1 protein-coding gene is annotated in these 1,069 nt (G+C 71.8%); it reads right to left on the bottom strand.

What is annotated here, in order from left to right:
• Positions 1 to 26: 26 nt before the first annotated feature.
• A complete protein-coding gene (locus tag KBX53_RS33915) occupies positions 27 to 767 on the bottom strand; it encodes a GNAT family N-acetyltransferase (RefSeq protein WP_210863918.1) in 741 nt (246 codons plus the stop codon).
• Positions 768 to 1,069: the final 302 nt, after the last annotated feature.

Genomic DNA, 1,069 nt, shown 5'->3' with positions numbered 1-1,069 from the left:
GTCCGCGAGGGGCCCCCTTACTGCCGTCAGGCGAGGCGGATCGAGCTGAGCGGAAGAGTGTTGGTGTAGCCGAGGCGACGGTAGAGCCGCGCCGCGCCGACATTGTGCGTGTAGACGCCGAGCCCCACTGTGTCGTGGCGCCCCAGCAGCGCCCGGGTCATCCCGGCGGTCAGGGACGCGCCCAGCCCTCGACCTCGTTGGTCGGGGGCGACGGTCAGGCCGGCGAGGAAGCCGATGTCACCCTGGCTGCGGTCCGCGCCGCACGCCACCAACCGGTCGCCGGCCCGGATGCCGTACCAGTCGACCACCCGTGGGTCGCCCGGCCGGGAGGTGCTGCTGGGGAACGACCCTTCGACAAGCGCCACCAGCGCCGGCTGGTCGGCGTCGGTGAGGCGTACCACCGACTGCTCGTCCGGCTGCGTCGGCGGCGACGCGTCGGTCCAGTGGAAGTCCCAGTCGCTGTGCTCGGCCACCGCCAACCGGTCGGCCAGCAGAGCGCGATCGTGTCGCGGCAGGTGCAGCCGTTGTCCGGGCTGGAGCAACCCGTCGGCGGCGAGCGCGACACAGATCTCCAGCGCCGGTTCGGCCGGGCCGATCGCGCAGCCGACCGGTCCGAGCTCGGGCGGGACCAGCCACAGCACGGCGCCAGCGCGCCGGTACGCGCGGGCCGGCACGGCCCCCCGGAGCGCGTGCCGGGCGAACGGGTGATGGCCGACGGCGGCCAGGATGGCGCTCCGGTCCTGGAGCCCCCGGTCGTCGATGATCATGCGGTTCAGCCTAGGAGGCCGGGGGTGGAACGTCCGCGCCGGGCCGGCGCGGGGTAGCCACCTCCACCGTGGAGATTGGCGAGTCGACCGATTGGGTACATCACGCGCCGACCTACTGGGAACCCCCACCGGAGGACCGACATGCTCGCCATTCTCGCGGCCATCGTCTTTGGCTTTGCCCTGCTGCTCGACCTGCTCGACACCAACTTCGGCGCACCCGACCTGTTCAACTGGAACACCCTGGTGCTCATCGGACTACTCCTGCTCTCGCTCTACCTGGTCGTCGTGCGGGTAGCGGTAGC

It is taken from the genome of Micromonospora sp. M51 (genome assembly GCF_018070305.1).
Taxonomy (GTDB): Bacteria; Actinomycetota; Actinomycetes; order Mycobacteriales; family Micromonosporaceae; genus Micromonospora; species Micromonospora parva.
Note: the sequence above shows the minus strand (reverse complement) of the source record. Positions and strands in the feature narration are given on the sequence as shown.

Excerpts from the sequence above, each read along its gene's own strand:
- KBX53_RS33915 (WP_210863918.1), bottom strand. The coding sequence starts at position 767 with ATGATCATCGACGACCGGGGGCTCCAGGACCGGAGCGCCATCCTGGCC.